Below are 8,535 nucleotides of genomic sequence, written 5' to 3' on the forward strand. Positions count from 1 at the left end.
CCGTGTGCACGATCAACGAAATTCGACGCACAGTCAACGAAGATTGCGGATAATTCACGCATGAAACTGCGACGAGGCGGCACGAATCTGCGAGGCAAGGTTGTCCTGATCACGGGCGCGGCACAGGGAATCGGTCGGGGAACCGCCAAAGCGCTTGCCGCCCAAGGTGCCAAGCTGATCCTGGTCGACGTCGACGCGCCCGCGCTCGACGACCTGGGGGCGGAGTTGGGCGACGCTGCGCTCACCGCGATCGCCGATGTGACCGACCTGTCGGCGGTCGAGGTGGCGACAGCGAAGGGGATCGAACGCTTCGGCGGGGTCGACGTGGTGGTCGCCAATGCGGGTATCGGCGGGTACGGCTCGGTTCAATGCATCGATCCGGCGACGTTCCGCAAGGTCATCGACATCAACATCACCGGCGTCTTTCACACGGTGCGTGCGGCTTTGCCCTCTGTCATCGACCGCAAGGGCTATATCCTGATCGTTTCGTCGTCGGCCGCCTACGGTGTGGTGCCCGGACTCGCCGCCTATCACGCGAGCAAGGCGGGTGTGGAACAGTTCGCCAACGCGTTGCGACTCGAATTGCTGCCGACGGGCGTCGACGTCGGGTCGGCTCACATGTCGTGGCTCGACACCCCGCTGGTGCGTGAATCACAAGCAGACATGCCCACTTTCGACGAGATGCGGGCGACGTTACCCGGTCCGATGAAGCACTCCATCGACGCGGATGTGTGCGTCAAAGCGTTCGTACGGGGAATCTCTCGTCGCAGTCGGCGGATCAATGTCCCTGGGTGGGTGGGTCTCCTGCGGTGGATCAAACCAGTGCTGACGTCACGGGTGGCCGAGAACGCCACCCGTGCGGCGTCCACCGAGATCCTGCCCCGGATGGACGCCGAGGTGGCGGCATTGGGGCGTTCGACGAGCGCGCGCAATCTGGAGTCGGGGAGCGTCCCCAGATCTTGACCGTTCACGCGCTCGTCGAACGCCCGAGTTTCACCACTGATCGAATCCGACGTTCACTGTCGGGTAGCGGCTGCTGATGCTGTTGTTCATCCAGTAGTTCTGGGCGCGCGGTCCCCAGATGCCGCTCATCGCGGTGTTGGTGTTGTGCTTCATGTTCTCGATCTCGTAGTTGGCGGTCGGGCCGAACAGGCCGATCCGGTACTGCGCGTCGACGGTCAGCGAGTTCGCGAACGGCGCGACCGCGGTGACGGTTTCGCTGGCCCCAGGGTAGAGGACGCGCTGCGGTGCGTTGACCCACTGACCGCCCTGACCGGCGGTCGCCCCGACCAGGTATTCGGGCTTGTTGGTGTGGTTGGTGATCGTCATCGCGACGGTCGGCTCGCCGGGCCGGGTGACGGGCATGGTGCCGGCGTGTGCGGCTCCGGCACAGGCGAATCCGATGCCGGCGGTCGCGGCCACGGCAGCGACTCCGGCAGTGATGCGGCGGGTCTTGGTGATCATGAGTGTGCTCCTTGGTGTGTGGGCCGGGTTGGTGGTCCCGGTGACACCCATGACTCTGCTCTGAGGAGTCCTCGTGCGGATTCCGCTCACCGGCTGATCGGTCGGTGGATTGCCGCCTCCACCAATCGGGGGACACGGTGGGTCAGAGGCCCGCGCGTTCGAGTGCCTCGTCGAACTCCTCGCCGGCCACCTTGGTGCCCTTGCCGTCGGCGATCGCCTTCTCGTAGACGGCGAGCAGTTCGGTGCCGTGCTTCTCGTACTCCTTGGCCCAGCGCTCGCCTTCGGATCGCCAGTAGCCGATGATGTCGTATTGGTCTCGGCTCCAACGGAGTTCGCCTCGAAGATGCTTGCGCACGGCACGCGACTGCGCCGCCTCGCCGGCGAACCAGCAGTACCCGCGGCCGGCCGGGAACGCACACTCCCGCACGGCGTCGGCGAGCCCACTCGGGCCGTGACCGTTGCCGCCGACGATGGTGATCAGACCGTCGTGCTCGGGAAGCAACTCGAGATCGACCGGGTCGACCACCTCGACGACGACGATGGTCTGCGCGGCGGGCCGTGACGATTCGGTGAGGATGGACGATTCGGTGAGGATGCGGGCGAGCGCGGGCAGTCCGGCCAGATCGGCGGCGTACACGTACCAGTCGGTGTCGGCCGGTGGGTGGTACCAACTGCGAGCGTGCGACATCGCGACCTCGTCGCCGGGACGCGCGCGTTGCGCGAACTCGGTGATCGGACCAGCGGCATGCACCACGACGTCGACGGTGACCGTCCTCGCGGCGCGGTCGACGGCGCGAATCGAGTAGTTCCGGCCTTCCGGGGTGTTCTCGGTGTCGTGGTAGGCCCAGACGCCGTTACGTTCGGTCATCGCGGGGACGGAGTGCTCGCCGGGCGACGGGACCCAGAGCCCGACCGCCTCGTCGGAGTTGCCGGGCAGCGCGAGGTGGTCGAGGTCGGCGACGTCGAAGAGGATTCGGAGGAACCGCGGCCCGAGTTCCGCCACGTCACGGACGACTGCCTTCGAGTAGCTCATGGGGCAACCGTAGACGTGACCTCGACACGACTCCTCGCCTGGCGGCTCGGTGTCGGCTCGATCAGCGAAGAGTGCCCGCCCGTGGACACATTTACTTGGATATGCAAGTATCTAGGTCGAATCGCAGGCTCAGAGAGGAGACGCCGTGACGGAACCGTCCGTGCTCACCGAGAGGATCGGTTCGGCCGCCTACCTGGTGCTCAATCGGCCGAAGTCGATCAACGCACTCGACCACCAGATGGCGCTCGAGATGGCGCGACTGCTCGACGAGTGGGCGGCCGACGACTCGGTGGACGTGGTGGTGGTGTCCGGAGCGGGTGAGCGTGGACTGTGCGCGGGCGGCGACATTGTGGCGATCCACCGCGACGCGGCTGCTCTCAGCGGTGACCCGGCCGCGGGTGACGAACACGCCGAACAGTCGCCGTCGGCCAAGTTCTGGTTCGACGAGTATCGGCTCAATGCGGAGATCGCCCGCTTCCCGAAGCCTTACGTCGCCCTGATGGACGGCATCGTCATGGGTGGCGGCGTGGGTATCTCGGCGCACGGCAACACCCGCATCGTCACCGACCGCACCCGGCTGGCGATGCCCGAGGTCGGCATCGGGTTCGTGCCGGATGTCGGTGGTACGCATCTGCTTTCCCGCGTCCCTGACAACCTGGGCCGTTATGCGGGCCTGACCGCCAACCCGCTCAAGGGTGCCGACGCGATCGCACTCGGTCTCGCCGACCACTTCGTCCCCGCCGAGCATCTCGACGACTTCCGGACGGCGATCGGCACCGAGGGCCTGGCGGCTGCGCTCGATGCGTTCACCACCGCTGCGCCCCCCTCGCCGCTCACCGAGCAGGCCAATTGGATCTCGAAAGCCTTTGCCGCCGACACAGTCCCGGAAATCGTGGATGCACTCCGCGCGGTCGGAACCCCGGAGGCCGACAAGGTGGCCGACGCGATTGCGGCCAAGAGTCCGACCGCCACCGCGGTCACGCTGCGCTCGCTGCAGCAGGCCGCCGGCGACGACTCCCTCGAAGAGACCCTCAAGCGTGAGTATCGCGTGTCGCTGCGATGCCTGCTGCACCCCGACATGGCCGAGGGTATCCGCGCTCAGGTCATCGACAAAGATCGCAACCCTGCTTGGGCGCAGAATGTTTCGTCGGGCGATGTGGACAAGTTCTTCGAACCGTTGCCGCACGAACTGACCTTCGACAGCGAAATCACCGCCGAATCATAGGGAGAACCTCAGTGTCCGAGTTGCAGACCATCATCATCGAGCGTTCCGGCCGGGTCGGGATCATCACCCTCAACCGGCCCAAGGCGCTCAACGCGCTCAACACCGAACTGATGAACGAAGTCGTCGGTGCGGTCCAGGGTTTCGACGTCGACGAGGGCATCGGCGCGATCGTCATCACGGGTTCGGAGCGGGCCTTCGCGGCCGGAGCCGACATCAAGGAGATGTCGTCGAAGACCTACGCCGACGTGGTGAACGAGCGGTACTTCGGCAGTTGGGATGAGCTGTCGCGGACGCGGACCCCGATCATCGCCGCGGTCACCGGCTACGCGCTGGGTGGCGGGTGTGAGCTTGCGATGCTGTGTGACTTCATCATCGCCGGCGAGAACGCGGTGTTCGGGCAGCCCGAGATCAACCTGGGTGTCATTCCGGGAATCGGTGGCTCACAACGACTCACACGGGCCGTCGGTAAATCCAAGGCGATGGACATGGTGCTCACCGGGCGCCAGATGAAGGTCGACGAGGCCGAACGCGCCGGGCTGGTGTCGCGTGTGGTGCCGACCGAGGAGTGCCGCAGTACCGCCATCGAGGTCGCCGAGACGATCGCCGCCAAGTCGCTCATCGCGTCGGCGGCGGCCAAGGACGCCGTCAATCGCGCCTTCGAATCGGGCCTCGCCGAAGGGGTTCGCGCCGAACGGGCGTTGTTCTACTCGACCTTCGCCACCGACGACCAGACCGAAGGGATGGCGGCGTTCGTCGACAAGCGGGAGCCGAAGTTCACCCACCGTTGATCCAGATTGTGGAAGCGACCGGGCAGCGTCGTCGCACAGCCTGGATCTGTGGAAACGGAGCCAACCTACGCTGCCTGAGGTGCTCGAGGCGCCAGCCGAGAGCCTCGAAGGCCTGGTGACGTGACTCGTTGGCGCAATCACCGTGAGTGCACGGCATCGAGGGCACGGTGTCAGCATGTGGTCGACGAAAGTGCTTGTCTCACCAGGCCCTTCGAGGCTCCTCGCTAGCGCTCGTCGCACCTCAGGGAGCGGGTGGGACCGTTCGGGTCAGGTTCAGGGAGCGGGTGGGACCGTTCGGGTCAGGTTCAGGGAGCGGGTGGGACCGTTCGGGTCAGGTAGGGAGCGGGTGGTCGCGCCAGCCGGCCAGAATCCGGTGCACGCTCTGGGCGCCGTGCACCGGGTCGTCGGGCGCCGGAAGGTCGGCGGGATACAGCAGGAACGGGGTGCTCTGGGGACCGCCCATGCCGCCATGTGAACCGACCTGCTCTTCGAAGGCCGCGACCTCGTCGGTCTCGGGCCAGTAGGCACCGCCGACCATGACGTCCGCGACATTGTCGAAACCGTCGGTGCGACGGACCTTGTCGAGGGCATCGTCGCCGAAATGCTGCAGCGGGTCGACGCCGGTGACCACCCCGGAAGCGACGTCGACGCTACCGTCGGCGCCGAGCACCACCGAGGAGCCGTCGGGGCGGGCGACGAGGAGGAACCCGATGCCGGGGTGGGTTCGCAGCGCGTCGAGGAGTCCCGGGTATCGGTCCTCGATTGCATCGGTGTCGGCGCGGCCGTCGACGGCGGGGAAGCTGATCAGCCCCAGGTTCCCCGAGCCCAACACCACCGGCGTCCTCGCCTGCGCGGGTTCGGATTCCGCGGCGGCATTGACGCTCGCGGCCGCGTACAGGCCGCCCTCGGATTCGGCCTTCTTGCGCGGCTGCTCCACGGAGTGGCCGCACAGTCGACCGGTCAGTTGCGCGAGACTTTCGCCGTAGCGTTGCCGAAAGGTGGCGCCCTGACTCTGACCGTGGTCGGAGAGCACGACGACGCGATAGTCGCGGTCGGCCTGCGCTGCCGCGGCGAGCAGCAGGCGGATGGTCTCGTCGACTCGAGTCAGCACCGACAGCGTCTCGGGCCGGGAGATCCCCGAGTGGTGCGACACCTCGTCGTACCCGATGAGGTCGGCGTAGATGATGCTGCGGCCCTGGATCATGTCGCGGACGACGGCCGAGACGGTCATGTCGGTGGCCAGGACGGTGGTGAACGCCCGGACAAACGGGTAGACACCGCCCCGAGGGACGCGGGGCAGGATGTCGCGTCGGCGTTGATGCGCGGATTGTCGCAACTCGCGAGCGATCTCGGCGATCATCCCGAGCACGGTGCGCAGCGCATTGGACGGGTCAAGGAAGTACGACGTGTAGCCCGCGCCGCCGCCGAGTCGAGCGCCGCGCATACGGCTGACCACCAGCACGTTGTCGGCGGCTCCCCCGGTGAAGAGGTTGCCGCGGCTGGCGCCGTCCGTGGCGAGCAGTCCGGGGATCTCGGCGCGTTCTTCCTCACGCAGTTCGTTGTCACGGGGGTTGCTGAACACCGACGTGTGACCGGTCGACTTGTCGTACCAGCGGAACGCGGGGACGTTGTGGTTGCTGCCGTGCAGGATGCCGAGTTGGGTCGCGCCGGTCTGGCTGCTCCAGTCCGTGTGCCAAGGAATGAGCGTGTGCGACTCGCGGACCAATTTCGCCAGGGTGGGGGTCACCCCGTCGGCGATCGCGCGACGCAGCACACCGTGGCCGAGACCGTCGATCTGGATGCAGAGCAAACCGGGCGTCTCGTCGGCCGGCCGGGGTTCGCGCCGTAGGCGAAAACGTTGGCGCCGAACCAGCATCAGGCGGTAGGCGGTGTCGGACCGGGAGGCCACCGCACCGCCGATCAGCGAGCTGATCAAGGACAGCGGTAGCGCCATCAAGAAGGCGCTGAACGGATGGTCGATCTCGGCGACCGGCACCAGGTACAGCGCGAGGACCAGGATCAAGCCGCTGGTCACGAAGGTCATCAAGAACAGGAGGAGCGGGCCGCCCCACGACATCAGTCGCACCGCGATCGGCCACAGCGCGGTGTTGAGCACGCCGAACACCAGGGCCAGGATCATCGCCGCCGGCAGCGTTGCCAACGCCGTGACGCCGACGTCGGAGGACTGCAGGGTGATGCCGTCGAGGATCTTGTCGAGGGCGAGGATGGCCAGCGCAGAGGTGATCCACAGGATGAGGAATTCGACGAACCCTCGGAAGATTGTCGCGGTGGTGCGCATGGAATCCTTTCGCTCGTCTGGGAGACTACTGGGGTGAATTCCCCGCTGCCCCGCCTGCGCTGGCTGGGACACGCGACCGCGTTGATCGAGGACCGCGGTACCCGGGTGCTCACCGATCCGGTGCTGACCTCGCGCCTGGTCCATCTGAGGCGCCGCCGAGGCGAGAATCCGTCCGGGCCCGGCGTGTTCGACCCGGATGTGGTGGTGCTGTCGCACTTGCACGCCGACCACACGCACCTGCCGTCGTTGCGGCTTGTGCGCGAGCAGGTTCCGATCGTGGTGCCCCGCGGCGCTCCCGACGCCCTGACCTCACTGCGGCGGTTGGGCAACGAGCTGATCGAGGTGAGCCCCGGCGACGAGGTGCGGATCGGGCAGGTCACCATCCGCGCGGTTCCGGCCGATCACGACGGCCGACGCTGGCGGCGCGGCGACCACACCACACCGGCGCTCGGGTACGTGGTGACCGGGGATGCGACCACCTACTTCGCCGGCGACACCGACGTCTATGCCGACCTGCACGACTGGGTGCGTGATGTGGATCTGGCCCTGTTGCCGGTCGCCGGGTGGGGGCCGACCCTCGGTGAGGGGCACATGAATCCGGAACGGGCGACGGTGGCCGCCGAAGTGGTGCGCGCCCGACGGTCGGTGCCGATCCATTTCGGAACCCTGTGGCCGATCGGTCTGTCGCGGGTGCGGCCCGAGCGGTTCTCTTCGCCGGGCGCCCAGTTCGTGGAGCTTGCGCGTCGCAATGGCATAGAGGCCGTCGAACTCCAACCGGGGGAGCAACTCTCATGAGCCGGGTGGTGGTGGTCGGCACGTTGAACATGGACCTCGTGGTGCGGGTCGAGCGGTTACCGGATCTCGGCGAGACGGTTCTGGGTACGACACTGATCGAACGGCCCGGTGGCAAAGGGGCCAACCAGGCGATGGCCGCAGCGAGTCTGGTGCCGACGTCGTTGATCGGTGCGGTCGGGGACGACGACACCGGGCGCCGGATGCTCGATGCGGCGCGGGCCGGCGGTGTCGACGTTCGTCATGTGGTGACGGTCGACGAGGTCAGCGGCCGAGCGATCATCGAGGTCGATGCGGCGGCCGACAACCGCATCGTCGTGGTGTCCGGGGCGAATTCCCTGCTGACGCCCGAGGCGGTGCGGGCGGCCCTCGATGAGGCCGGACCGAGTATTGTTCTGACACAACTGGAGTCGCCGATGGCGGTGACTGACTCGATTGCGCAATGGGCTCACGATTGTGGATGCCGGTTTGTGCTGAACCCGAGTCCGGTTGCGGCGCTGCCGGAGTCCGTGCTCGCAGCCGCTGATCCTGTGGTGGTCAACGAGATCGAAGCCGCGTACTTCACCCAGTGTTCGGCGCAGCAGGTCTCGGCAGACCCGGAAGCGGTTGCGCGGGATCTGTGTTCGTTGTCGAAGTCCGTGGTGATCACCCTCGGCGCAGCCGGGGTGGTGGTGGCCGATTCCGTACGTACATCGACGGTCGAGGTGGATCGCGTCCCGGTCTCCGACACTACCGGCGCGGGAGACCATTTCGCGGGTGTGCTCGCCGCCGGGCTCGCCGTCGGAACGGGTCTGCACACGGCCGCCCGTGACGCCGCACACGCCGCGACGGCGTTCCTCGCCGGGCGCTCCACCGGCTGAGTCCCCACCGCTGGTTGACGACGCTCGCCGGCTGAGTTCCCCTCTGCTGGCTGAGATGTGAGGAGCGCTAGCGA

The 8,535-nt window shown here is 67.1% G+C and carries 8 protein-coding genes; 5 read left to right on the forward strand and 3 right to left on the reverse strand.

Translation table 11 applies throughout. The annotated features are described in order from the left end of the window. Window positions 1-60: 60 nt before the first annotated feature. On the forward strand, window positions 61-963 hold the full coding sequence (locus tag MKW15_RS19350; RefSeq protein ID WP_240860987.1) for an SDR family oxidoreductase: 903 nt from the start codon (window positions 61-63) through the stop codon (window positions 961-963). A gap of 30 nt (window positions 964-993) precedes the next feature. On the opposite strand, the gene MKW15_RS19355 is transcribed toward MKW15_RS19350, so the two are convergent. Then, on the reverse strand, window positions 994-1,464 hold the full coding sequence (locus tag MKW15_RS19355; RefSeq protein ID WP_240860989.1) for a hypothetical protein: 471 nt from the start codon (window positions 1,462-1,464) through the stop codon (window positions 994-996). A 142-nt stretch (window positions 1,465-1,606) separates the two neighbouring features. After that, entirely contained in the window at window positions 1,607-2,497 is an 891-nt protein-coding gene (locus MKW15_RS19360) for a siderophore-interacting protein (protein WP_240860992.1), read from the reverse strand. 145 nt (window positions 2,498-2,642) lie between these two features. On the opposite strand from MKW15_RS19360, the gene MKW15_RS19365 reads away from it, so the two are divergent. Together MKW15_RS19365 and MKW15_RS19370 are read left to right on the forward strand one after the other, a co-directional pair. Beyond that, window positions 2,643-3,722, forward strand: a complete 1,080-nt coding sequence (locus MKW15_RS19365; RefSeq protein WP_240860994.1) for a 3-hydroxyisobutyryl-CoA hydrolase — start codon at window positions 2,643-2,645, stop codon at window positions 3,720-3,722. A gap of 11 nt (window positions 3,723-3,733) precedes the next feature. After that, a complete protein-coding gene (locus MKW15_RS19370; RefSeq protein WP_240860996.1) occupies window positions 3,734-4,510 on the forward strand; it encodes an enoyl-CoA hydratase in 777 nt (258 codons plus the stop codon). A 331-nt stretch (window positions 4,511-4,841) separates the two neighbouring features. On the opposite strand, the gene MKW15_RS19375 is transcribed toward MKW15_RS19370, so the two are convergent. Continuing rightward, window positions 4,842-6,809, reverse strand: coding sequence for a phage holin family protein (locus tag MKW15_RS19375; RefSeq protein ID WP_240860997.1), 1,968 nt, complete (start codon window positions 6,807-6,809; stop codon window positions 4,842-4,844). Between the two features lie 33 nt (window positions 6,810-6,842). Here MKW15_RS19375 and MKW15_RS19380 point away from each other — a divergent pair, with 33 nt between their 5' ends. After that, entirely contained in the window at window positions 6,843-7,604 is a 762-nt protein-coding gene (locus tag MKW15_RS19380; protein ID WP_240860999.1) for an MBL fold metallo-hydrolase, read from the forward strand. Then, the gene (locus MKW15_RS19385) at window positions 7,601-8,461 is read left to right on the forward strand and encodes a ribokinase (protein ID WP_240861002.1); all 861 of its coding nucleotides are present in this window, start codon (window positions 7,601-7,603) and stop codon (window positions 8,459-8,461) included. Before MKW15_RS19380 ends, MKW15_RS19385 begins: the two co-directional genes overlap by 4 nt. Window positions 8,462-8,535 lie beyond the last annotated feature (74 nt).

Origin of the sequence: Gordonia gummivorans, assembly GCF_022513585.1 — a bacterium.
In the GTDB taxonomy this organism is placed as follows: domain Bacteria; phylum Actinomycetota; class Actinomycetes; order Mycobacteriales; family Mycobacteriaceae; genus Gordonia.

What these genes read in the sequence shown, in the direction of transcription:
- MKW15_RS19350 (WP_240860987.1), top strand. Translation starts at nt 61, where the DNA reads ATGAAACTGCGACGAGGCGGCACGAATCTGCGAGGCAAGGTTGTCCTG.
- MKW15_RS19355 (WP_240860989.1), bottom strand. Translation starts at nt 1,464, where the DNA reads ATGATCACCAAGACCCGCCGCATCACTGCCGGAGTCGCTGCCGTGGCC.
- MKW15_RS19360 (WP_240860992.1), bottom strand. Translation starts at nt 2,497, where the DNA reads ATGAGCTACTCGAAGGCAGTCGTCCGTGACGTGGCGGAACTCGGGCCG.
- MKW15_RS19375 (WP_240860997.1), bottom strand. Translation starts at nt 6,809, where the DNA reads ATGCGCACCACCGCGACAATCTTCCGAGGGTTCGTCGAATTCCTCATC.
- MKW15_RS19385 (WP_240861002.1), top strand. Translation starts at nt 7,601, where the DNA reads ATGAGCCGGGTGGTGGTGGTCGGCACGTTGAACATGGACCTCGTGGTG.